This window comes from Streptomyces sp. R33 (genome assembly GCF_041200175.1).
Lineage (GTDB): Bacteria > Actinomycetota > Actinomycetes > Streptomycetales > Streptomycetaceae > Streptomyces > Streptomyces katrae_B.
Map to the genome: position 1 here is coordinate 4,094,266 of NZ_CP165727.1, position 22,823 is coordinate 4,117,088.

Below are 22,823 nucleotides of genomic sequence, written 5' to 3' on the forward strand. Positions count from 1 at the left end.
GTAACTACTCCTACTTCGTCAGGCCCTTCGCCTTCAGATAGGCCTTCGCGGCATCCGCCGGCTTCTCGCGCTGCGCGTCCACCTTCTTGTTCAGCTCGACGAGGTCGGCGGTCGTCAGGACCTTGGTCAGCTTGTCGAGGGCGGCCGCGATCTCCGGGGATCCCGCGTCCTTGGCGTTGACCACCGGCAGGACGTTGTCGGCGTTCTGGAGCTTCTTGTCGTCCTCCAGCAGGACCAGCCCGAAGCTGTCGAGCGTGGCGTCCGTGGTCGTGGTGAGCGCCAGCTGGTCCACACCGTCCTTGACGGCCTGCTTGGCCTGCGGGGTGCCGACGCCCTTCGGGTCGATCCCGGAAACGTCGATTCCGTACGTCTTCTTCAACCCGGGCGCGCAGAAGGGCCGTACGGCGCATTCGTCACCCGCCGCGATCTTCACCTTCAGACCCGACTTGCCAAGATCGGAAAGGGTCTTCAGGTTGTTCTTCTGGGCGAATTCCTTCGATACCGCGAACGCGTTCTGGTCGACCGCCGAGCCCGCCGGCAGCACCTTCAGGCCGAGCGGGGCCGCCAGCTTCTCCAGCCCCGCGACCGTCGCCGCCACGTCGCTCGACGCGACGGGCTTCTCCTCCGGCGCCTTCGGCCCGTTCACCTTGGCGTTGAGGAACTCCGCGAGGGTGGCTGCGTACTCCGGGACGACGTCGATCTCGCCCTTCTCCAGCGAGGGCTCGTACAGCTCGCGGTTGTTCACCGTGGTGATCGAGGTGCTGTAGCCCGCGTCCTTGAGGACCTGCGCGTACAGCTCCGCCAGCACGTTGGACTCGGTGAACCCGGCCGCACCGATCACGACCTTGCCCTTGCCGGAGCCGGAACCCGAGTCCGAGGGCGCGGACGCGGCCGCACCGCCGTCCTTGCTCTTCTCCAGGCTGTCGCCGCCGCACGCGGTGAGCGAGGCGGTCAGGGCCGCCGCCCCCAGTACGGCGCCGAGGACGCGCGTGGACTTGCTCATCTTTGCTCCTCCAAGGGAGTGGGAACGACAAAGGACGGACAGCGAAGGGGAACGCCCGCGGGCCGGGCCGGAGGGTCAGCGCGCCGCCGGACGCGGGAACAGCCGGTCGGCCGCCACCAGGGCGCCCTCGACCAGCAGGGCGAGCGCCGCCACCAGCAGGGCCCCCGCGACGACCTGTGGGGTGTTGTACGTGTTGAAGCCGGCGGTGATGATCCGGCCGAGGCCGCCCTGGCCGACCATGGCCGCGATCGTGGCCGTGGCGATGACCTGGACGGCGCCCGAGCGCAGCCCGGTCATCACCAGCTCCCGCGCGAGCGGCAGTTCCACCCGCCAGAAGAGCTGGCCGCCGGACATGCCCATGCCCCGGGCGGCCTCCACCACCGAGCGGTCCACCTCCCGCATGCCGACGTACGCATTGGTCAGCAGCGGCGGGACGGCGAAGAGCACGAGGGCGGCGATGGTGGGCACATAGCCCGCGCTGCGCAGCGGCGAGACCATGAACAGGGCCAGCACCGCGAAGACGGGCACGGCCCGTCCGGCGTTGGACACGTTGACGGCGAGCGCCCCGCCCTTGCCGATGTGGCCGAGCCACAGACCGACCGGGAGGGCCACGGCGCAGGCGATGGCGAGGGAGATCCCGCTGACGTACACGTGCTCGCCGAGCCGGTGCCACACGCCGTTCTCCCCGGACCAGTTGGCCCCGTTAGCCAGCCAGTCCCAGGCCTGTCCCATCACGCCCATCGCCTCATGCCCCCTTCGCCGTCCGCGTCAGGCGCGCGGCCCGCCCGGCCCGCTCCGTCCGCGCCGGCCGCGTCGCCCGGGTCCACGGCGTGAGCAGTCGCTGCAGGCCGAGCAGCAGCAGGTCCGCCACCAGCGCGAGCAGCACGCACAGCACGGAGGCGGTGAGCACCTGGGCCTTGAAGGAGCTGTTGACCGCCGGGGCGATGAGGTTGCCGAGGCCGCCCTTGCCGACGATGGAGCCGACGGTGGTCAGCGCCACCGTGGACACCGTGGCGATCCGCACCCCGGCGAGCAGCGCGGGCAGCGCCAGCGGCAGTTCGACCTGCCACAGCAGCCGCGCGGGCCCGTAGCCCATCCCGCGCGCGGCCTCCCGTACCTCCTCGGGGACGGCTTCCAGGCCGGCCATCGCATTGCGGACCAGGATGGTCAGCGAGTACAGCACCAGACCGGTCACCACGAGCGAGGCCGACAGCCCGAACAGCGGCAGCAGCAGGGAGAACATGGCGAGCGAGGGGACCGTGTAGAGCAGGGTGGTCAGGCCCAGCACGGGCGCGGCCCAGCGCCGGCCGCGGCGGGCCAGCAGGGCCAGCGGGAGGGAAACGGCGAGGCCCACGAGCACCGACACGCCCGTGATCCACACGTGTTGGACCGTGGCGTCGGTGAGCTCCTGGGAGCGGGACGTGACGTAGTCCCAGCAGATCCAGTCGTTCGCCACCAGGCAGTTCTGTCCGGCCATGCCCTCACCCCCCCTGCCTCCGCTGCGTACACCCGTCCGAACGGGACCGGTCAAGAGCGACCCTAACCCCCTGGGCGGACAATGGCCGGAAACCTTCGCACCGGGGTAATACTCCCGTCACAAACAACCCGCAGTGTGTGGGGGAGGATGGGCAGGTGATCCGATTCGAGCATGTGACCAAGCGCTACCCCGACGGGACCACGGCCGTCGAGGACCTGTCCTTCGAGGTGGCGGAGGGCGAGCTGGTCACCCTCGTGGGCCCGTCCGGGTGCGGCAAGACCACCACGATGAAGATGGTCAACCGGCTCATCGAGCCGACCTCCGGCCGGATCCTGCTCGGCGGCGAGGACATCGCGGACGCCGATCCGGTCGAGCTGCGCCGGCACATCGGGTACGTCATCCAGCAGGTCGGGCTGTTCCCGCACAAGACGGTGCTGGAGAACACCGCGACCGTGCCCCAGCTGATCGGCACCCCCAAGGCCAAGGCCCGTGCCCGGGCGGCCGAGCTCCTCGAACTCGTGGGCCTGGACCCGGCCGTGTACGGGGGCCGGTATCCGGAGCAGCTCTCCGGCGGACAGCGCCAGCGCGTCGGCGTCGCGCGCGCCCTCGCGGCCGATCCGCCGGTGCTGCTGATGGACGAGCCGTTCGGGGCGGTGGACCCGGTGGTCCGCGAACGCCTCCAGAACGAGTTCCTGGCGCTGCAGAAGACGGTGCGCAAAACGATCCTGCTGGTCACGCACGACCTGGAGGAAGCGGTCCGGCTCGGCGACCGCATCGCCGTCTACGGCGCGGGCACCATCGAGCAGTTCGCCCGCCCGGCCGAAGTGCTGGGTGCGCCAGCCACCGCGTACGTGGCCTCCTTCGTCGGCGCGGACCGGGGCCTGAAGCGGCTCGCGGTCACCCCGGTGGGGCAGGCCGACCTGGCGGAGGCCGACGGGAAAGCCCCCACCGCCGAAGTGGCGCTGGGGGCGAGTCTGCGCGAGGCGCTCGCGCTGCTGCTGCAGGAGGACTCCGGCCGGATCGGGGTCACGGACCCGGACACCGGCGCGCTGGTCGGCGTACTGACCCCGGAGGGCGTCCACCGGGCCCTGCGCCGGGCCCAACTGCAAGAGGCCTAGGGCCAGAAGGCCTGACCCGGCCTGCGGGTCAGGCCTGGATGCGGTTGCTCATCCACACCAGCATCGGCGGGATCTCGCGGCGCCACGTGTTGAAGTTGTGGCCGCCGCTGTCGAGGATGATCGAGGAGACCCGGTCCGGGCCCTTGACCAGCTTGATGAACTTCTTGGTGTCACCGAGGTTCGGCTCGCCCTGCTCGCTGCTGGTGACCAGGAAGGACGTACCCGACGGCTGCTTGTGCTCGATGCTGTGCAGGACGTCCGCACGCTTCTTCAGCTTGTCGTCGCCCTGGAACAGGTTGCCGGTCGTCGCGTCGTTCGCGGCGTCGTAGTACGCGGACAGACCCGCGGCGGCGCCGAAGGTCTGCGGGTAGTGCGCGGCGATCTTCAGGGCGCAGTAGCCGCCCGTGGAGTTGCCGATGAAGCCCATGTTCTGCGGCTTCTTGCCGACCCGGAAGGTGTCCTGGATGGCCTGCGGCAGGTCCTGGCCGAAGAAGGTCTCGGTCTGCGGTCCGCCGGGTATGTCCACGCACTCGGTGTCACGCGGCGGCGCGATCGTCGGGCGGAGCATCACCAGGATCATCGGCTTCATCTTGCCCGCCTTGGCCTGCTTGAAGGCCGTCATCGGGTAGTTCAGCCCTTTGATCAGGTTCTCGGCGGTGCCCGGGTAGCCCGTCAGCACGATGGAGGCCGGAAAGTTCTTGTCCTTGTGCTGCGGCTGGAAGTACTCCGGCGGCAGCCACACGTACCCGGGGCTCGTTATTTTCGACTTCTGCCCGGTTATGGCAACCTTCAGGATCTGTCCGCCCACCTGGGGCTGGGCGCCGCCCGGCACGTCGAGCTTCTGCTTGTCGACGACCTTGATGTCCTTGCTGCTCATCGAGTGGTCCACGACCTTGCCGACAGATGTCTGCTGGCCGAACAGGTCCGCCCACGAGCCGTAGAAGGAGAAGGACTTGTTCGCCGCCAGGCCGACGGCCGAGAACAACGCCAGCTGGGTCGCGAGCAGGAGGCCGATCCGGCCGAGCAGCGCACGCCAGGTGCGGCCCGAGAGCCGGGGCCAGAACCACACCGTGGCTGCGAACAGCAGCACACCGGCGACGATGGCCAGCGCCAGAACCGTATTACTGGTGAGACCCATGAGCAGTCAGTCGACTTTCTGATGGCAGGACTAGTTTTTCTCGGCGGAAGAGTGAACCCGCTCGACCCCGATGTCGTCCTAGTGGACGCACCACACTCCGGAGGCTGTCGCGGCCTTCGGCCACATGATCTCTCGCGGAGCAACGGGAAGCGATGTCTAGCAGGATAGATGGCGATAAGTCGGGACAGGTTCCGAAGCAGGTCCGCCGAATCTTCCGCGGCCCACGACCGGAGTCGGTGCCCGGCCTGGTAGGTACGGCCGTCATGATCGTCGGCCTTCTGGACATCGCGGCGGGCGTGTTCCCGCGGTTCCGGCACAGCCGGTTCCACGCGGTCACCGAGGTGCTGCCCGGTTCGCTGGGCCCGTTCGCAGCCGCCCTCGCCATCAGCGCGGGCGTCCTGCTCCTCCTGCTCGCCCACGGCCTCAAGCGCCGCAAGCGCCGTGCCTGGCGGGCCGCCGTGGTCCTGCTCCCGGCGGGCGCCGTCGCGCAGTTCACGTACCGGCACTCCGTCATCGGCGTCGTCATCGCGGCGGTCCTCCTCGGGCTGATCGTGCGGCACCAGAGTGAATTCAAGGCGCTGCCGGACCCGCGCAGCCGCTGGAAGGCGCTCGCCAACTTCGTGCTGATGAGCGCGGGCTCCATCGGCCTCGGTCTGGTCATCGTCAACTCCCACCCGGGCCGCGTCGTCGGCCATCCGGGTATTTACGAGCAGATCAGCCACGTCGTGTACGGCCTCTTCGGCTTCGAGGGCCCCGTCGACTACGCCGGCCGCGTGTCCTGGACCGTGGGCTACTCCCTCGGCGCCCTCGGCATGCTGACCGCGCTCACCACCATCTACCTGGCCTTCCGCCCCGAGCACCCGGCCGCGCAGCTCACCGCCGACGACGAGCTCAAGCTGCGCGAGCTGCTCGCCAAGCACGGCGGCCGCGACTCGCTGGGCCACTTCGCGCTCCGCCGCGACAAGGCCGTCGTCTTCTCCCCCAGCGGCAAGGCCGCCGTCACCTACCGCGTCGTCTCCGGCGTGATGCTCGCCTCCGGCGACCCCATCGGCGACGTCGAGGCCTGGCCCGGCGCCATCGAGCGGTTCATGGAGGAGGCCAAGGCCCACTCCTGGACCCCGGCCGTCGTGGGCTGCAGCGAGACCGGCGGCGAGGTCTGGACCCGCGAGACCGGGCTGGACGCCCTGGAGCTCGGCGACGAGGCGATCGTCGACGTCAAAGACTTCTCCCTCTCCGGCCGCCCCATGCGCAACGTCCGCCAGATGGTGAAGCGCATCGAGCGCAACGGCTACACCACCAAGGTCCGCCGCGTCAGCGAGCTGACCGAGGAGGAGCTGGAGCGCGTACGGGGCGCCGCCGAGGCCTGGCGCGGCACGGACACCGAGCGCGGCTTCTCCATGGCGCTGGGCCGGGTCGGCGAGGAGGGCGACGGCGACTGCTTCATCGCCACCGCCCACCGGGTCGAGGAGAACGACCCCAGCCCGTTCGGCGACCTCAAGGCCGTCCTGCACTTCGTCCCCTGGGGCAAGGACGGCATGTCGCTGGAGCTGATGCGCCGCGACCGCGCCGCCGACCCGGGCATGAACGAGCTGCTGATCGTGGCCTCCCTGGTGGAGGCGCCGTCCCTGGGCATCGAGAAGGTCTCGCTGAACTTCGCGATGTTCCGCGCGGCCCTCGCCCGCGGCGAGAAGATCGGTGCCGGGCCGGTGCTGCGGATGTGGCGCGGCCTGCTGGTCTTCCTGTCGCGCTGGTTCCAGATCGAGTCGCTGTACAAGTTCAACGAGAAGTTCCGCCCCCGCTGGGAGCCGCGGTTCATGGTCTACCGCACCAGCAGCGACCTGCCCCGCATCGGCTTCGCCGTGATGCAGGCCGAGGGCTTCGTGACGGTGGCCCTGCCCCGGCTGTTCGCCAGCCGGCGACGGCCCAAGCCGGTGCGCACCTGCGCCCACACGCACGTGACCGCCAAGGTCCCCGCCCAGGCGCAGCCCGAACGCGAGGTCCAGGTCGCCTGACCCCCGGCCCGGGCCCCCGCGCCCCGGCCCCCGGAGCCCGACCCGCCGCACCCGCGGCAGGCCGGGCTCCGGCGTTTGCGCGTACGGGCTCCGGCGTTTGCGCCTACGGGCCCCCGCGTTTGCGCACCCGGGCTGCGGGCCCCGGAACCCGCGTACGGCCCGGTCAGGGACGCGGCCCTACCCTGGAGCCATGAACATCAAGCGCGGGGCCGCCGGCAGGGGCCGGGTCGCAGGCCTGCCGGAATGGGACCGCTGCGGGGTCATGGGCGTCGTCAACGTCACCCCCGACTCCTTCTCCGACGGCGGGCGCTGGTTCGACACCACCGCCGCCGTCAAGCGCGGCCTCGACCTCGTCGCCCAGGGCGCCGACCTCGTCGACGTGGGCGGCGAGTCGACCCGCCCCGGCGCCTCCCGCGTGGACGAGGAGGAGGAGCTGCGCCGCGTCGTCCCCGTGGTGCGCGGCCTGGCCTCCGAGGGGGTCACCGTCTCCGTCGACACCATGCGCGCCTCCGTCGCCGCCCAGGCCGTCGCCGCCGGCGCGCTGCTGGTCAACGACGTCAGCGGCGGGCTCGCCGACCCCGGCATGATCCCGGCCGTGGCCGCCGCCGAGGTGCCGTTCGTCGTCATGCACTGGCGCGGCTTCAGCGACGGCATGAACCGCCTCGCCGTCTACGAGGACGTCGTCGCGGAGGTCACCGCCGAGCTCCGCACCCGCATCGACGCGGTCGTGGCCGGCGGGATCGCCCCCGAGCGGCTCGTCGTCGACCCCGGCCTCGGCTTCGCGAAGATGGCCGAGCACGACCTCGCCCTCGTCGCCCACCTCCCCGAGCTGCGCGCCCTCGGCTTCCCGCTGCTGGTCGCCGCCTCGCGGAAGCGTTTCCTCGGCCGGATCCTGGCCGGCGCCGCCGACGCCGCCCCGCCGCCCGCCCGCGAGCGCGACGCCGCCACCGCCGCCGTTTCCGCCATCGCCGCCCACCAGGGCGCCTGGGCCGTGCGGGTCCACGAGGTACGGGCCACCGCCGACGCGGTTCGGGTGGCCCGCGCCGTGGAAGGGGCCCTGTGATCCGCCCCGCCGGCGGAGGAACCCGTACGGCAGCCAGGAGAGGGGAACGGTGAGCCTTACCGACATCGAAGCCGTCGAAGAGGTCAACACGGCCTTCTACGAGGCCATGGAGCAGGGGGACTTCGACGCACTGTCGGCGCTCTGGCTCGAGGACGAGATCTCCTGCGTGCACCCGGGCTGGCCGGTGCTCTCGGGCCGCGGCGAGGTGCTGCGCTCGTACGCGCTGATCATGTCCCACACCGACTACATCCAGTTCTTCCTCACCGACACGAAAGTCGCCGTCATAGGCGACACCGCACTGGTGACGTGCACGGAGAACATCCTCAGCGGCGGGCCCGCCGAGGACGGCGGAGAGCTCGGCCCGCTCGTCGGCCAGCTGGTCGTCGCCACGAATGTGTTCCGACGCACATCCGGGGGCTGGCGGCTCTGGTCCCACCACGGTTCTCCCGTCCTGACGGACTCCGACGAGGACGAGGAGGAGGACTCCGCCTGACCCCTCCGGCGGGATCCGGGGTCGTTCGCAGGTAAATTCGAAGACGGACGACGCCGACCGCACTCGGCGTAGGCCCATGGATCCGGGGAGTCCCGGACCGGAAGCACCTACGAAAGCAGGAGTGATTCGCGTGGATCGTGTCGCGCTGCGCGGCCTCAAGGCTCGCGGGCACCACGGCGTCTTCCCCCGGGAACGCGAGGAAGGCCAGACCTTCATCGTCGACCTGGTGCTCCACATCGACACCCGCCCCGCGGCGGCCGACGACGACCTGGCGAAGACCGTGCATTACGGGGTAGTCGCGGAGGAAGTCGTCGATGTGGTCCAGGGAGAGCCCGTCGACCTGATCGAGACCCTCGCCGAGCGGATCGCCCAGCAGTGCCTGAAGCACGAAGCGGTCGCACAGGTGGAGGTCGTCGTCCACAAACCGGACGCCCCCATCACCGTCCCCTTCGACGACGTGACCATCACGATCACCCGGAGCCGCGTGTGAACAACGGACTGAACGCCCAGAGCGACCCCACCGTCCAGCCGGTGCCCGCATCCGTCGTGGAGACGGTGGACGCGGCCGACACGACCCTCTCCAACCCGAAGTGGGCCGTCATCGCGCTCGGCGCGAACCTCGGCAACCGCCTGGAGACCCTCCAGGGCGCCATCGACGCCCTCGGCGACACCCCCGGCCTGCGGGTCAAGGCCGTCTCCCCCGTCTACGAGACCGAGCCGTGGGGCGTCGAGCCCGGCTCCCAGCCGTCGTACCTCAACGCTGTGGTCCGCGTACGGACCACGCTGCCCCCGTCCTCCCTGCTGGAGCGCGGCCACGCCATCGAAGAGGCCTTCGACCGCGTCCGCGACGAGCGCTGGGGCCCGCGCACCATCGACGTCGACATCGTGTCGTACGCCGAGGTGGTCTCGGCCGACCCGGTCCTCACCCTCCCCCACCCGCGGGCCCACCAGCGGGCCTTCGTCCTGGCCCCGTGGAACGACGTCGACCCCGAGGCGCAGATCCCCGGGCACGGCCCGGTCGCTTCCCTGCTGGCCGGAATCGGCCTGGCCGGGGTCACGCCGCGGCCGGACCTGGAACTCCGCCTCCCCGAGTAGTCGTTAACCTGTGGCTGCAGCCTGTGGACTGCGGCGACTGACGACTTGGCGCGGAAAGCGGGGAACGGGCACGTGAAGCAACTGAGGCCGGCGGTCCTGGCGGGGATCTTCGCCGTCGCCGGGGTGCTGTCCTGGGCGGGCGCCCGGCTGTGGAACGCGTACGGGACCCTGCCGGGCGTCCCGCTGGCCGCGCCCATCGTCCTCGGCGCCATCGCGGTCGTCCTGCTGGCCACCGCCCTCTCGCTGCGGTCCCGCCTCAAGGCGCAGCGCGAGCGGCGGCCGGGCGCCAAGGGCGTGGAGCCGCTGATGGCGGCCCGCGCGGTCGTCTTCGGTCAGGCCAGCGCCCTCGTGGCGGCCCTCGTGGCGGGCATGTACGGCGGCGTGGGCGTCTTCCTGTGGGCCAACGGCCTGGAGGTGCCCGCCCGCCGCGACCAGGCCTGGTACGCCGCCTTCTCGGTCCTGGCCGGCGCGGCGGTCATCGCCGCCGCCCTCTTCCTGGAGCACGTCCTGAAGCTCCCGGAAGACGACGACACCATCCCCCACTCCCCCTCGCGCGCCTGAAGCGGCCTCCGGCCGGGGCCGGGGGCCAGGGGTCAGCTGGTCAGCTGGTCAGCGCGCCATGATCAGGCTCATGGCCTCGTTGCGGGTGGCGGGGTCGCGGAGCTGGCCGCGGACCGCCGAGGTGATGGTCTTCGCGCCGGGCTTGCGGACCCCGCGCATCGTCATGCACATGTGCTCGCACTCGACGACGACGATGACCCCGCGCGGCTCCAGGATCTCCATCAGGGAGTCCGCTATCTGCGTGGTCAGCCGCTCCTGCACCTGCGGGCGGCGGGCGAACACGTCCACGAGACGGGCCAGCTTCGACAAACCGGTGATCTTGCCGTCGATGGACGGGATGTAGCCGACGTGCGCGACGCCGTGGAACGGCACGAGATGATGTTCGCAGTTGCTCATGACCTCGATGTCCTTGACCAGGACCATCTCGTCGTGGCCCAGGTCGAACGTGGTCGTCAGGACCTCTTCGGGCTTCTGGTAGAGGCCGGCGAATATCTCCTTGTACGCCCGCGCCACGCGCGCCGGGGTTTCGAGGAGGCCCTCGCGGTCCGGGTCCTCGCCGACCGCGATCAGAAGTTCGCGGACCGCCGCCTCGGCGCGCTTCTCGTCGAACTCGCCGATCGTGCCCTCGTCACCGGTCAGGGTCACTGGGTCGGTCATCTCTTCCTCGTTCCTGTGTGCACTGGCGCTCGCGGACACGCAAAAGTGCCGCGCCCCCCAGGCTAGAACCTGGGGGGCGCGGCATCCATTCCGGGACGGTCCGGCCGAGGGCTACTCGGCGCGGTCCTCCGGGGACGGCTCCTTCTCCACGGACACGGCCGGCGCGCTGGCCGAGGTGCCGTTCGCCGAGTTCGTCAGCTGGAGCTCCTTGGGAGAGAGCACCGGCGGACGGGTCGACGGGGTGCGGTGCGAAGAGCCGGTCCACGCCGGTCGGGCCGGGCGCTTCACGATCGTCGAGAAGACCTCGGCGATCTCCTCCTTGCCCAGCGTCTCCTTCTCGAGGAGCGCGAGGACCAGGTTGTCGAGGACGTCGCGGTTCTCGACCAGGATCTCCCAGGCCTCGTTGTGCGCGGTCTCGATGAGCTTCTTGACCTCTTCGTCGACCAGCGCCGCGACCTCTTCCGAGTAGTCCCGCGGGTGCGACATCTCGCGGCCCAGGAACGGCTCGGTGTTGTCCCCGCCGAACTTGATCGCGCCGAGGCGCTCGGTCATGCCGTACTGGGTCACCATCGCGCGGGCCGTCGCCGTGGCCTTCTCGATGTCGTTCGCCGCGCCGGTGGTCGGGTCGTGGAAGACCAGCTCCTCGGCCGCGCGCCCGCCCAGCATGTACGCCAGCTGGTCGAGCATCTCGTTGCGCGTGGTCGAGTACTTGTCCTCGTCGGGCAGGACCATGGTGTAGCCCAGGGCCCGGCCGCGGGACAGGATCGTGATCTTGTGGACCGGGTCGGAGTTCGGGGAGGCCGCCGCGACCAGGGCGTGACCGCCCTCGTGGTACGCGGTGATCTTCTTTTCCCGGTCCGACATGATCCGGGTCCGCTTCTGCGGGCCCGCCACGACGCGGTCGATGGCCTCGTCCAGCATGTGGTTGTCGATCAGCTTGCGGTCCGAGCGGGCGGTCAGGAGCGCCGCCTCGTTCAGGACGTTGGACAGATCGGCACCCGTGAAGCCGGGGGTGCGGCGGGCGACGGCCGAGAGGTCGACGTCCGGAGCGACCGGCTTGCCCTTCTGGTGGACCTTGAGGATCTCCAGACGGCCCTGCATGTCGGGACGGTCGACCGCGATCTGCCGGTCGAAGCGGCCCGGGCGCAGCAGCGCCGGGTCGAGGATGTCCGGGCGGTTCGTGGCGGCGATCAGGATGACGCCGCCCTTCACGTCGAAGCCGTCCATCTCGACGAGCAGCTGGTTCAGGGTCTGCTCGCGCTCGTCGTGGCCGCCGCCGAGGCCCGCACCGCGGTGCCGGCCGACGGCGTCGATCTCGTCGACGAAGACGATCGCCGGGGCGTTGGCCTTGGCCTGCTCGAACAGGTCGCGGACACGCGAGGCACCGACACCGACGAACATCTCGACGAAGTCGGAACCGGAGATCGAGTAGAACGGCACGCCCGCCTCGCCGGCGACGGCACGCGCCAGCAGGGTCTTGCCGGTGCCGGGCGGGCCGTAGAGCAGCACGCCCTTGGGGATCTTCGCCCCGACGGCCTGGAACTTGGCCGGCTCCTGCAGGAACTCCTTGATCTCGTGGAGTTCCTCGACGGCCTCGTCCGAGCCCGCGACGTCGGCGAACGTCGTCTTCGGGGTGTCCTTGGTGATGAGCTTGGCCTTGGACTTCCCGAAGTTCATCACCCGGGAGCCGCCGCCCTGCATCTGGTTCATCAGGAACAGGAAGACGACGACGATGAGGACGAAGGGCAGCAGGGAGAGCAGCACGCTGAGGAACGGGCTGGTCTTGTCCGGCGAGACGGTGTACCCGTTCGGGATCTGACCGGCTTCGTACTTGGTCTGGAGGTCCTTGGCGAGCCCGACGCCCTGGTCCCCGATGTAGTTGGCCTGGAACTTGGTGCCGTCGTTGTCGCCGAGCTTCTGGTCCTTCTTCAGCTCGATCTTGATCATCTGGCTGTCACCGGTGGTGAGCTTGGCGCTCTCCACCTGGCCACTGTTGATCGCCTTGATGACCTCGCTGGTCTCCACCGACTTGTAGCCGCCGCCGGAGCCGACGACGTTCATCAACACGACCACGGCGAGGACGGCCAGCACGATCCACATGACCGGCCCACGGAAGTATCGCTTCACGTCCATCCATACGGGGCGCCAGGCGCCCCGTCCCTCCTGCCCGTAGGTAAATGCTGCTGTGAGTAAAGACTGTTCTTCGGAATGTACCCCTGTATTGTCACCCGCGGCCTCGTGGGACGGCTGACAGAACTGCTTTCCCCTGCTCCAACGGCAGGAATCGTTCCAGGGTTCCCCTGTGCGGGCCCCGGCCGGGGCCCGCGGCGTCAGCCGCCGTAGACGTGCGGGGCGAGGGTCCCGACGAACGGCAGGTTGCGGTACTTCTCCGCGTAGTCGAGGCCGTAGCCGACGACGAACTCGTTCGGGATGTCGAAGCCGACCCACTTCACGTCGATCGCGACCTTGGCGGCGTCGGGCTTGCGCAGCAGCGTGACGACCTCGAGCGAGGCCGGCTGGCGGGAGCCCAGGTTCGACAGCAGCCAGGACAGGGTCAGGCCCGAGTCGATGATGTCCTCGACGATCAGGACGTGCTTGTCCTTGATGTCGGTGTCCAGGTCCTTGAGGATCCGGACCACACCGGAGGACTGGGTCCCGGCGCCGTACGAGGACACCGCCATCCAGTCCATGGTGAGCGGGGTGGACAAGGCGCGCGCCAGGTCCGCCATCACCATCACCGCGCCCTTGAGGACGCCGACGATGAGCAGGTCCTTGCCCGCGTACTCCGCATCGATCTTCGCCGCCAGCTCGGCCAGCTTCGCGTCGATCTCTTCCTTGGTGATGAGCACCGACTGGAGGTCGCTGCCCATGTCCTTCTCGTCCACCCGCATCACTTTCGTCGACGGCCGGGGCTCCGGGGGTTCCCCCGGAGGACTCAGCCGTGGTTCAGCACCAATCAGCCCTGCCGGATGACAAGTCTGCCACCCTGCCGCTGGGCTTCGACCCGGCCGGGCAGGTTGATGGCGCCCTGACCCCGCCATCCGGTGATGAGCCGGTCCACTTCCTCGATGTGGCGGGCGAAGAGGGAGCCTGCGGGAGAACCGGCCGCGACCACGGCCCTGCGCAGCACGCGGCGGCGGACGGCCGGGGGCAGGGCGTAGAGCTTCGCGCACTCCAGGCGGCCGTCCTCGTCCCGTACGCCGGCCTCGGCCTCGGCGGCCCAGGCGTCGAGGGCGTCGGCGTCGTCGCGGGACAGCTGGGCGGTGCGGGCCAGCGCCTCGACCACGCCCTTGCCCAGCGCCTTCTCGAGGGCGGGCAGTCCCTCGTGGCGGAGCCGGGAGCGGGTGTAGGCGGGGTCGATGTTGTGCGGGTCGTCCCAGACCGGCAGGGACTGGACCATGCAGGCCTTGCGGGCGGTCTGCCGGTCGACCTGGAGGAAGGGGCGGCGGTAGCGGTGGCTGCGGCCCGGGCCGCCGGAGACTTCGGCCATGCCGGACAGCGAGCGGATGCCGGAGCCGCGGGCGAGCCCCAGCAGGACGGTTTCGGCTTGATCGTCCCGGGTGTGACCGAGCAGCACGGCGGCGGCGCCCAGACGGTCCGCGGCCTCGTCCAGGGCGGCGTAGCGGGCGTCGCGGGCGGCGGCCTCGGGTCCGCCGTCGCGGCCGACGCGCACGGCGACGGACTCCACCGGGTCGAGGCGGAGTGCGGTCATGCGGGTGACGACCTCGGCGGCGCGCAGGTCGGAGCCCACTTGGAGCCCGTGGTCGACGGTGATGCCGCCGGCCCGGATGCCGAGTTTGGGTGCCTCGAAGGCGAGGGCGGAGGCGAGCGCCATGGAGTCGGCACCGCCGGAGCAGGCGACGAGTACGAGCGGCGGGGAGCCGGCTGCGGCGGCGGGGGTACTCCCGGACGGAGCCGTGGAGAGGCCGGCAGGACGGTCGGTGAGGTCGGTGAGGACGTCGTGGAGTACGCGGCGGACCGCCAGGCGTATCGCCGCGACCGCAGGATGGGGACCCATGTCCGGTGCCCTTCGGTGGAGTTCGGATGCCTCGAAGGCTGGGGGTGTGGTGCTGGAACCGCTGCTGTTCGGTGCTGTTCGACGCTGCCCGGTGCCCCGGCCCCCGTGAGGAGCCCCCGCCGGGAGCCCCCGCGAGATGAGGGGTTGTCACTCAGAGTGCGTCGATGGTGACAGAACCGAGCCGTTCCTTGAGCATCGCACGGCCTTCCGCGCCTCACGGTCCCTCGGACGGGTGACGCTGCTTCCCCCAGTGAGACATGTTTACGCCCCCTGAGTCACTCCCCTTCGCTTCTATTCGCCCTTGCGGTGCACCCGCGCGACCCAGTCCGCGGGCTTGGCGATCTCCGCCTTCGTCGGCAGTGTGTTCGGCGAGGTCCAGACCCGGTTGAATCCGTCCATGCCGACCTGGTCGACGACGGCGCGTACGAAGCGCTCGCCGTCGCGGTACTGGCGCAGCTTGGCGTCGAGCCCCAACAGCTTGCGCAGAGTGGCGTCGAGGCGGCCCGCGCCGCTGGCCCGGCGCTGCTGGAACTTCTCCCGGATCTCGGCGACCGAGGGCACGACCGCGGGGCCGACCCCGTCCATGACGTAGTCGGCGTGGCCCTCCAGCAGGGACATGACGGCGGTCAGCCGGCCGAGCACCTCGCGCTGCTCGGGGGTCTGGACGAGCTCGACCAGGGAGCGGCCCTCGTCGCCCTGCTCGGAGTCGGGGCGGGCGCCGGCGAAGGACTGCGCGGCCTCGCGCAGCCGCTCGAGGATGGCCGCCGGGTCCATCTCGGTGGCGCCGAGGAACGTCTGGATCTCGCCCTCGAGGTGGTCGCGGAGCCAGGGCACCGCGGTGAACTGCGTACGGTGCGTCTCCTCGTGCAGGCAGACCCACAGCCGGAAGTCGTGCGGGCGCACGTCCAGCTCGCGCTCGACGTGCACGATGTTCGGGGCGACGAGCAGCAGCCGGCCGCCGCCCGTGGCCGAGCCCGGCAGCTCGCGGCCGGCCGGGGCGAAGGTCTCGTATTGGCCGAGCACGCGGGAGGCCAGGAAGCTGAGCAGCATGCCCAGCTCGACGCCGGTGACCTTGCCGCCGACCGCGCCGAGGACGGCGCCGCCGGGGGCGCCGGCGCGGCGGTCCTGCATCTTGCCGAGGAGGGGGGCCAGGAGCTCGCGGAAGCCGGCCACGTTGGCCTTGACCCAGCCGGCCCGGTCGACGACGAGGACGGGGGTGTCGGGGACGGCCGCGCCCTCGGGGATCATCCGCGTGAACTCGCGTACGTGGCGTTCGGAGGTCCTGGCATGCCTGCGCAGTTCCGCCACCACGGCCCGGGCCTCGTCGCGGCTGACCTCGGGACCCGGCCGCACCAGCCGGGCCGCGGTCGCCACCGCGAGATTCCAGTCGACCATCTCGGCACCACCGATGCTCGTCATGCGTCAACGGTACGTGGGCCAGCTCCGATGCGGAGCCCCCCGGATCCCTACGAGGCGCGGGCGACGGCCGCCGCGAGCTTGTCGAGGCCCTTCTCCGCGGCCCCCGCGTCGGTGGTGTTCGCGGTCAGGAACGCGAAGGCGAGGAGTCGGCCGGAGGGGTCGACGACGGTCCCGGCGAGGGAGTTCACCCCGTTCAGGGTGCCCGTCTTGGCCCGGACGAGGCCGGCGGCCGGGGAGCTTCCGGCGTTGCGGGTGCGCAGGGTCCCGGTGAATCCGGCGACGGGCAGTCCGGTGAGCACGGGCCGCAGCTCCGGCTTCTGCGGGTCGGCCGCCTTGGCCAGGAGCCCCGTCAGCAGGCCGGTGTTGATCTTGTCGGCGCGGTTGAGGCCGCTGCCGTCGGCGAAGCGGGCGCCGGCGGTGTCGATGCCGAGGCCGGTGAGCCGGTCCTTGACGGCCTTCTCGGCGCCCTCGAAGCTCGCGGGCTGTCCGGAGGCGAGGGCGGTCTGGCGGGCCAGGACCTCGGCGATGTCGTTGTCGCTGTTGGTCAGCATCCGCTCGACGAGCCCGGCGAGCGGGGTGGAGAGGGTGGTGGCGAGCGGCTGGGCGCCGGCGGGGGCCTTGGCCTTGGCGGGGTCGGCGCTGACCTTGATGCCGCGTTCCTTGAGGAGGGCGGCGAAGGAGCGGGCGGTCTCCTTGGCGGGGTCCTCGACCCGCTCGACGGGGCCGGAGGTGGAGTCGTCGGGGCGGCCCTCGTCCGCTGCGAGGGCCGTGACCAGCGCGATGTTGGGGTTCTCGCCGATCGGGTGGAGGGCGGGCCCGGTGAAGAGGGTGTCGTCGTAGCCGAGCCGCACGGTGTCGGTGCCGGCGGCCTTGAGGGCCTGGGCGGTGTCGGCGGCGAGCGCGACGAGGCTGCCGCCGGATCCGGCGGGGCTCTTCTTCTTGGCCGTGAGGGAGGGGTCGCCGCCGCCGACCAGGACGATCTCCCCGGGGTCGGCGCCGGGGGCCACGGTGGTCCGGATCCGGTGCTCGGGGCCGAGCGCGGCCAGCGCGGCCGTCGCGGTGGCGATCTTGATGGTGGAGGCGGGGGTCATGGCCTCGCGCGGCCCGGACTCGAAGAGCACCTGGCCGGTGGCGGTGTCGACGACCGAGGCGGTACGGACCGTCCCGAGCGCGGGGTCGGCCAGGAGCGGCCGCAGGGCCGCGGCGAGCCGCCCGGGGTCGGTGGCCGCGACCCCGCTCCCGGCCTTGAGCGCGGCGCCCGAACCGATGCCCGGGAGCACCCCGGGGGCGCTGGGTGCGGCCTGCGGAACGGCCCCGCCGCCGTGGTCCGCCCCGTGATCTGCGCCACCCGTAAGGCCCCAGGAGGCGGCCCTGTCCCGCTCGGCCTTACGCTGGCCGGAGTCCCAAGGACCGGCAGCGGCCACCGCAGCCACCGACAGGGCGAGGCCGGAGACGGCCGACACCGCGATGAGCTGCCACGTCTTGACCAATGGCACCTCGGACCAGCCCCTTTCGCGATCACACATATGCGTGAGGGACACTTAACCACTGCGTCTTGCCGCGAGCATGGCACCCCACCCGCAGGGCTGGGCCGGACGCGCGCGCAGATGAATCAACGCAGTCTCGAAGCAATGAAGCTGATCATGGAGGAGCAGGACGTGGAGTTCGACGTCACCATCGAGATCCCCAAGGGTTCGCGGAACAAGTACGAGGTGGACCACGAGACCGGCCGGATCCGTCTGGACCGTCGCCTCTTCACCTCCACCAGCTACCCGGCGGACTACGGCTTCGTCGAGAACACCCTCGGTGAGGACGGCGACCCGCTGGACGCCCTCGTCATCCTGGACGAGCCCACCTTCCCGGGCTGCCTGATCAAGTGCCGCGCGATCGGCATGTTCAACATGACCGACGAGGCGGGCGGCGACGCCAAGCTGCTCTGCGTGCCGGCCTCGGACCCGCGCGTGGAGCACCTGCGCGACATCCACCACGTGTCGGAGTTCGACCGCCTGGAGATCCAGCACTTCTTCGAGGTCTACAAGGACCTGGAGCCGGGCAAGTCGGTCGAGGGCGCCAACTGGGTCGGCCGCGCCGAGGCCGAGGCCGAGATCGAGGCCTCCTTCAAGCGCCTCGAGGCGCAGGGCGGCCACTGAGCCGTGCCGGGTGACGGGTAGGCGGGATCTCCCGCCGCCCCCGTGACACCCCGGGCGGTACTCCCTCACGGAGGGGGTGCCGCCCGTTGCCGTACCCGGATCCGGTCCGCAGCCGGGCCGGTATCGCCGCGGATGGCAGCGTTCCGCATACTGGTACCGCTGGTGATCACGGAGTGGAGGACGCGTGGCGGAGGCCGACGGGGCAGAGGACAGAAAGCCCACGTCCGACGAGGCGCACAGCGCCTTCACCCCGCCGCCCGGAATCGAGCCGGAGCCGGTCGACGCGGACCAGCCGACCTCGGAGTTCGCCGTGCCGGAGGGACTCCCCCCGGTGCCCGCAGAACCCGAAGGCTCCGCGTTCGCGCCGCCGGCCACCTACAGCGCCCAGAACTCCCCGCCCGCCCACCTTCCCGGGCACGGGCTCCCCGTCTCCCGCATGACGGAGTCCCCCTGGCAGGACCGCATGCGCACCATGCTGCGCATGCCGGTCGACGTACGGCCCGTCCCCGAGGCCGTGCACAAGCACAGCGAGACCGGGCCGGCCGTGGGCCGCGTACTGGACCTGACCCTGCGCATCGGCGAGCTGCTGCTCGCGGGCGGCGAGGGCGCCGAGGACGTGGAGGCCGCGATGTTCGCGGTGGCCCGCTCGTACGGGCTGGACCGCTGCGAGCCCACGGTCACCTTCACGCTGCTGTCGATCACCCACCAGCCCTCCCTCATCGACGACCCGGTCTCGGCGAGCCGGACCGTGCGCCGCCGCGGCACCGACTACACCCGCCTGGCCGCCGTCTACCAGCTGGTGGACGACATCAGCGCGCACGAGATCGAGCTCTCGCTCGAGGACGCCTACCGGCGCCTCGCCGAGATCCGCCGCAACCGGCACCCGTACCCCTCCTGGGTCCTCACGGCCGCCGCCGGGCTGCTCGCCGGGGCCGCCTCCACACTGGTCGGCGGTGGCGTGTTCGTCTTCTTCGCGGCCGCGATCGGGGCGATGCTCGGCGACCGGCTGGCCTGGCTGTGCGCCGGGCGCGGGCTGCCGGAGTTCTACCAGTTCGTGGTGGCCGCGATGCCGCCCGCCGCGATCGGCGTGGCCCTGAAGCTGACCGAGACCGACGTACGCGCCTCCGCGGTGATCACCGGCGGGCTGTTCGCACTACTGCCCGGGCGGGCCCTGGTCGCCGCCGTGCAGGACGGCCTGACCGGCTTCTACATCACCGCCTCCGCCCGGCTGCTGGAGGTCATGTACCTCTTCATCGGCATCATCATGGGCGTGCTGGTCGTGCTGTACCTCGGGCTCCAGCTCGGCGCCTCGCCGAAGCCGGAGGAGGTCCTCCAGATCACCCAGCGGCCGCTGATCCAGATCGCGGCCTCGATGGTGCTGGTGTTCACGTTCGCGATCCTGCTTCAGCAGGAACGTTCCACCGTGTGGATCGTGACGCTGAACGGCGGGGTCGCCTGGGTGACCTTCGGGGCCCTGCACTACGCGGGCGGCATCCCGCCCGTGCCCTCCACGGCCATCGCCGCCGGGCTGGTCGGCCTGTTCGGCCAGCTCTTCTCGCGCTACCGCTTCGCCTCGGCCCTTCCGTACACGACGGCGGCCATCGGCCCGCTGCTGCCGGGCTCGGCGACGTACTACGGGCTGCTGCTCATCGCCGAGAACCGGCTGAACGAGGGCCTCGGCTCACTGGTGAACGCCGCCGCCATCGCCCTGGCCATCGCGATCGGGGTCAACCTCGGCTCCGAGACCTCGCGGCTGTTCATGCGGATCCCGGGGGCCGCCAGCGCGGCCAAGCGCCGCGCCGCGAAGCGCACCCGCGGCTTCTGAGGCCCTTTTCGACCAGCTGATCGTTCCACGGGATTCCGGTTTCGGGATGCCGTCGCCGCGGCATGTGCGCCTTTCCGGAAAACCGCAGTGCGGGTTCCGTGAAATCCAGGAATGCGTCGAAACAACCTGTCAAGCCCCGAATTCCCGGGACATGTCTTCGTGCGGCGACCCGCGCTTACTTGAGGCACGGGCCGACCAGGTTCGCGAGATCCCGGCACCGGCCGGACCAGCTCCGGAGCCGGGATTCACCCCTCTCGACGCACAAGGAGAATCCCATGCCGAAGACAGCCTTGACCCGGCATTTCGTGACGTTGGCGACGACGGCCGCCCTGACGGCCGGAGTCGTGGCGCTGCCCGCCAGCGCATTCGCCGCGACGCCGCACAAGACTGCCGCAGCCAGTCACACCGACCTCGTCCACGACAAGAATGACGGCCGGAACAAGAACCGCAACGGAAAGCAGAACAACAAGCACGGAAAGGGGAAGGGGAGCGGCGGCCACAATAAGCATCCGGCGCCGCCGAAGCTGCCCTTGCCGCCGCTGCCGCTTCCGCCGAAGCTTCCGGTACCGCTGCCCCCGGGACCGGTGCCGCCCAAGCTGCCGATCCCGCTGCCGCCGCCCCCGGGCCTGCCGCTGCCGAAGGCGCCGCTGCCGCTGCCCCCGGTACCGAAGTTCCCGATCCCGGTGCCGAAGATCCCGCTGCCGCTGCCCCCGGTACCCAAGCTGCCCATCCCGGTGCCGAAGATCCCGCTGCCGCTGCCCCCGGTACCCAAGCTGCCCATCCCGGTGCCGAAGATCCCGCTGCCGCTGCCGCCGGTACCCAAGCTGCCCATCCCGGTGCCGAAGATCCCGCTGCCGCTGCCCCCGGTACCCAAGCTGCCCATCCCGGTGCCGAAGATCCCGCTGCCGCTGCCGCCCGTACCCAAGCTGCCCATCCCGGTACCGCCGGTACCCAAGCTGCCGATCCCGCTGCCGCCCGTACCCAAGCTGCCGATCCCGGTACCGCCGCTGCCCAAGCTGCCGATCCCGCTGCCCAAGATCCCGAACCCGCTGCCGATCCCCCTGCCCTGGCCCTTCTGATCGCTACCGCGACGGTTCGAGCCGACCGCAGGAACAACGGCAAAAGCCCGAGGGCGGGCACCCGTGAGGGTGCCCGCCCTTCGGCGCGTGCGGCCGCCGGATTCCCGGCGTGCGGTCTACCGCTTGGCGTGGCGGCGGCGCTCGCCGCCGGCCGGCGCCGCATCGGCGCCGCCGTTCGCCTTCGCCTCCTTGCGGGCCTTCAACACCTCGAAGATCACCGGGATGAGCGAGAGGAGGACGATCAGGACGAGGATCGCCTCGATGTTGGTCTTGATGAAGGCGATCTGGCCGAGCCAGAAGCCCGCGACCGTGAGCCCGGCACCCCAGGCGATACCGCCGATGACGTTGTACGTCAGGAACGTGCGGTACTTCATCGAGCCGGCGCCCGCGACCATCGGGGCGAACGTACGGACGATCGGCACGAAGCGGGCGAGCACGATGGCCTTCGGGCCGTGCTTGTCCATGAACTCGTGCGCCTTGTCCAGATTCTCCCGCTTGAAGAGCTTCGACTTCGGCCGGTTGAAGAGCTTCGGTCCGAAGACCTTGCCGATCATGTAACCCACCTGGTCACCGACGATCGCGGCCACCGAGATCAGGGTGCAGACCAGCCACAGCGGCTGCTTGATGTACTCGCCGTTCGCGACCAGCAGACCCGCCGTGAACAGCAGGGAGTCGCCGGGCAGGAAGGCGAACAGCCCGGACTCCGCGAAGACGATGACCAGGATGCCGATCAAGCCGTAGTGCGAGATCAGATAGTCCGGGGACAGCCACTCAGGGGCGAGCGCAAGCGTGTACACGAGTTCCGGGCTCTCCTGGATCGGGGGTATCGCGGCGGGCGTCCGCGGGTGCATCGGACATGACGGCGGTTTCAATTATCAACGCACAGGACCCCCTCCCGGTTCCAGTCACCGGGAGGGGGCCGTGTGGGGAACATCCGGCTTTCTACGCCTTGCGGATGGCGTTCGCGACGATCGCGTCCCGTACGAACACCGCCAGACCGGGACGGACCGTGTCGTAGTAGGCCGTGAAGCGCTCGTCCGCGACGTACATCTCACCCAGGCACGTGTGCATCTCGTGCGAGCAGGTGTAGCTGTTCCGGTCGATCCAGCCGCGGTGCTCCTCGGCCACGTCCATGGCCTCGTCGGATTCCGCGGACGCACCGGCGTCCAGCAGCTCGGCGAACCTCCGGTTGATCTCGTCCGCCTCGGCCTGGAAACGCTTCCAGTCTTCCTTCGTGTAGGCGGCCGCCCGGCGAGCGGACTCCTTGTACGCGTCCGTGTCGCCCCAGCGCTGGTGCGCCTCGTCCGCGTACTGGTCGGGGTCGAAGTCCCCGAAGACCTCGAACTTCTCCTCGGGCGTGAGGTTGATGCCCATTCTCTCTGCCTCCATGGCGTGCTCCACGGCCTCGGCCATCTGCTGGAGCCGGGCGATCCGGTCGGACAGGAGGGCATGCTGCCGGCGCAGGTGCTCCCTCGGGTTCGAGTCCGGATCGTCCAGCAGGACCGCGACCTCTTCGAGCGGGAAACCGAGCTCCCGGTAGAACAGGATCCGCTGCAGCCGGTCGAGGTCGGCGTCGTCGTAACGCCGGTGACCCGCGCTGCTGCGGGTGCTCGGGGAGAGCAGGCCGATCTCGTCGTAGTGGTGCAGGGTGCGCACCGTGACTCCGGCGAAACCGGCGACCTGTCCCACGGAGTAGCTCATCGTTTCCGCTCCTC

General features: G+C 70.7%; 21 protein-coding genes and 1 pseudogene. 10 read left to right on the forward strand and 12 right to left on the reverse strand.

Translation table 11 applies throughout. From position 1 onward, the window contains the following. Positions 1–10 precede the first annotated feature (10 nt). The 3 genes from AB5J51_RS18695 to AB5J51_RS18705 form a co-directional block, all read right to left on the reverse strand. On the reverse strand, positions 11–1,003 hold the full coding sequence (locus AB5J51_RS18695) for an ABC transporter substrate-binding protein (RefSeq protein ID WP_053787278.1): 993 nt from the start codon (positions 1,001–1,003) through the stop codon (positions 11–13). Between the two features lie 75 nt (positions 1,004–1,078). After that, a complete protein-coding gene (locus AB5J51_RS18700; RefSeq protein ID WP_136224656.1) occupies positions 1,079–1,744 on the reverse strand; it encodes an ABC transporter permease in 666 nt (221 codons plus the stop codon). A gap of 4 nt (positions 1,745–1,748) precedes the next feature. Beyond that, complete coding sequence (locus AB5J51_RS18705; protein WP_053787280.1) at positions 1,749–2,480, reverse strand: ABC transporter permease; 732 nt, start codon at positions 2,478–2,480, stop codon at positions 1,749–1,751. A gap of 155 nt (positions 2,481–2,635) precedes the next feature. On the opposite strand from AB5J51_RS18705, the gene AB5J51_RS18710 reads away from it, so the two are divergent. Then, positions 2,636–3,598 (forward strand): ABC transporter ATP-binding protein, encoded by a 963-nt coding sequence (locus tag AB5J51_RS18710; RefSeq protein WP_053787281.1) that lies wholly within the window; start codon positions 2,636–2,638, stop codon positions 3,596–3,598. Positions 3,599–3,626: 28 nt separating this feature from the next. On the opposite strand, the gene AB5J51_RS18715 is transcribed toward AB5J51_RS18710, so the two are convergent. Further along, a complete protein-coding gene (locus AB5J51_RS18715) occupies positions 3,627–4,736 on the reverse strand; it encodes an esterase family protein (RefSeq protein WP_030300728.1) in 1,110 nt (369 codons plus the stop codon). A 152-nt stretch (positions 4,737–4,888) separates the two neighbouring features. Here AB5J51_RS18715 and AB5J51_RS18720 point away from each other — a divergent pair, with 152 nt between their 5' ends. The 6 genes from AB5J51_RS18720 to AB5J51_RS18745 all read left to right on the forward strand — a co-directional run bounded on the left by AB5J51_RS18720 (position 4,889) and on the right by AB5J51_RS18745 (position 9,960). Beyond that, positions 4,889–6,748, forward strand: coding sequence for a phosphatidylglycerol lysyltransferase domain-containing protein (locus tag AB5J51_RS18720; RefSeq protein ID WP_053787282.1), 1,860 nt, complete (start codon positions 4,889–4,891; stop codon positions 6,746–6,748). 190 nt (positions 6,749–6,938) lie between these two features. Further along, the gene (gene folP, locus AB5J51_RS18725; RefSeq protein ID WP_053787283.1) at positions 6,939–7,811 is read left to right on the forward strand and encodes a dihydropteroate synthase; all 873 of its coding nucleotides are present in this window, start codon (positions 6,939–6,941) and stop codon (positions 7,809–7,811) included. A 49-nt stretch (positions 7,812–7,860) separates the two neighbouring features. Further along, complete coding sequence (locus AB5J51_RS18730) at positions 7,861–8,304, forward strand: nuclear transport factor 2 family protein (RefSeq protein ID WP_133897297.1); 444 nt, start codon at positions 7,861–7,863, stop codon at positions 8,302–8,304. Between the two features lie 130 nt (positions 8,305–8,434). Then, entirely contained in the window at positions 8,435–8,794 is a 360-nt protein-coding gene (folB, locus tag AB5J51_RS18735) for a dihydroneopterin aldolase (RefSeq protein WP_030158540.1), read from the forward strand. Further along, positions 8,791–9,399: a 2-amino-4-hydroxy-6-hydroxymethyldihydropteridine diphosphokinase gene (gene folK / locus AB5J51_RS18740; protein WP_234382180.1), complete on the forward strand. Its 609-nt coding sequence runs from the start codon at positions 8,791–8,793 to the stop codon at positions 9,397–9,399. Before folB ends, folK begins: the two co-directional genes overlap by 4 nt. A gap of 72 nt (positions 9,400–9,471) precedes the next feature. Beyond that, positions 9,472–9,960 carry a DUF3180 domain-containing protein gene (locus AB5J51_RS18745; protein ID WP_136224658.1) on the forward strand — a complete coding sequence of 163 codons (489 nt, stop codon included), beginning with the start codon at positions 9,472–9,474 and terminating at the stop codon, positions 9,958–9,960. Between the two features lie 48 nt (positions 9,961–10,008). Here the strand turns inward: AB5J51_RS18745 and folE are convergent, their stop codons facing one another. The 6 genes from folE to dacB form a co-directional block, all read right to left on the reverse strand. After that, complete coding sequence (gene folE, locus AB5J51_RS18750) at positions 10,009–10,617, reverse strand: GTP cyclohydrolase I FolE (RefSeq protein ID WP_053787285.1); 609 nt, start codon at positions 10,615–10,617, stop codon at positions 10,009–10,011. 111 nt (positions 10,618–10,728) lie between these two features. Next, positions 10,729–12,750: an ATP-dependent zinc metalloprotease FtsH gene (gene ftsH / locus AB5J51_RS18755; protein WP_053787286.1), complete on the reverse strand. Its 2,022-nt coding sequence runs from the start codon at positions 12,748–12,750 to the stop codon at positions 10,729–10,731. Between the two features lie 197 nt (positions 12,751–12,947). Next, on the reverse strand, positions 12,948–13,508 hold the full coding sequence (gene hpt / locus AB5J51_RS18760; protein WP_030158549.1) for a hypoxanthine phosphoribosyltransferase: 561 nt from the start codon (positions 13,506–13,508) through the stop codon (positions 12,948–12,950). 65 nt (positions 13,509–13,573) lie between these two features. After that, positions 13,574–14,635: a tRNA lysidine(34) synthetase TilS gene (gene tilS / locus AB5J51_RS18765; protein ID WP_053787287.1), complete on the reverse strand. Its 1,062-nt coding sequence runs from the start codon at positions 14,633–14,635 to the stop codon at positions 13,574–13,576. Between the two features lie 291 nt (positions 14,636–14,926). Next, on the reverse strand, positions 14,927–16,054 hold the full coding sequence (locus AB5J51_RS18770) for a zinc-dependent metalloprotease (RefSeq protein ID WP_053787288.1): 1,128 nt from the start codon (positions 16,052–16,054) through the stop codon (positions 14,927–14,929). 47 nt (positions 16,055–16,101) lie between these two features. Then, a complete protein-coding gene (dacB, locus tag AB5J51_RS18775) occupies positions 16,102–17,550 on the reverse strand; it encodes a D-alanyl-D-alanine carboxypeptidase/D-alanyl-D-alanine-endopeptidase (RefSeq protein ID WP_053787289.1) in 1,449 nt (482 codons plus the stop codon). 162 nt (positions 17,551–17,712) lie between these two features. Here dacB and AB5J51_RS18780 point away from each other — a divergent pair, with 162 nt between their 5' ends. From AB5J51_RS18780 to AB5J51_RS18790, 3 genes are all read left to right on the forward strand, one after another. Next, positions 17,713–18,204: an inorganic diphosphatase gene (locus AB5J51_RS18780; RefSeq protein ID WP_030300754.1), complete on the forward strand. Its 492-nt coding sequence runs from the start codon at positions 17,713–17,715 to the stop codon at positions 18,202–18,204. A 184-nt stretch (positions 18,205–18,388) separates the two neighbouring features. Next, positions 18,389–20,029 carry a threonine/serine exporter ThrE family protein gene (locus AB5J51_RS18785; RefSeq protein WP_053787290.1) on the forward strand — a complete coding sequence of 547 codons (1,641 nt, stop codon included), beginning with the start codon at positions 18,389–18,391 and terminating at the stop codon, positions 20,027–20,029. Between the two features lie 275 nt (positions 20,030–20,304). Next, a complete protein-coding gene (locus AB5J51_RS18790) occupies positions 20,305–21,108 on the forward strand; it encodes a hypothetical protein (RefSeq protein WP_369778113.1) in 804 nt (267 codons plus the stop codon). Positions 21,109–21,245: 137 nt separating this feature from the next. Here AB5J51_RS18790 and AB5J51_RS18795 read toward each other — a convergent pair. Beyond that, positions 21,246–21,905 (reverse strand): annotated as a pseudogene (locus AB5J51_RS18795) (DedA family protein); the annotation flags it as partial. Positions 21,906–22,050: 145 nt separating this feature from the next. Further along, the gene (locus AB5J51_RS18800; RefSeq protein ID WP_136224661.1) at positions 22,051–22,809 is read right to left on the reverse strand and encodes a MerR family transcriptional regulator; all 759 of its coding nucleotides are present in this window, start codon (positions 22,807–22,809) and stop codon (positions 22,051–22,053) included. Positions 22,810–22,823: the final 14 nt, after the last annotated feature.